This window comes from Psychrobacter sp. TB55-MNA-CIBAN-0194 (genome assembly GCF_040309505.1).
Classification (GTDB): Bacteria; Pseudomonadota; Gammaproteobacteria; order Pseudomonadales; family Moraxellaceae; genus Psychrobacter; species Psychrobacter fozii.
Map to the genome: position 1 here is coordinate 1 of NZ_JBEOOW010000870.1, position 230 is coordinate 230.

The 230-nt window shown below is 64.3% G+C and carries 1 protein-coding gene; it reads right to left on the minus strand.

Annotation, left to right across the window (positions count from 1 at the left end; genetic code table 11):
- On the minus strand, nt 1–227 hold a 227-nt coding region (locus AAEY75_RS17410; protein ID WP_352260447.1), incomplete at its 3' end, for a protein kinase domain-containing protein.
- Between the last annotated feature and the right edge of the window lie 3 nt (nt 228–230).

A 230-nucleotide genomic window follows, 5' to 3' on the forward strand; every position in this document is an offset into this window, starting at 1 on the left:
TTGCCGATGTCATGGATGGTCACCGTGTGCGGGTGCGACAAGCGCGCCAGGGTCTTGCCCTCGCGCAGGAAGCGTTCGCAGAAACTCGGGTCGGCTGCCAGCGCCGCCGCCATCACCTTCAGCGCCACCTTGCGCTCCAACGAGCGCTGGGTCGCCAGGTACACGCTGGCCATGGCGCCTTCGCCAATCTCGCCTTCGATGTCATAACCCGGGATGACGATGTTCATGAC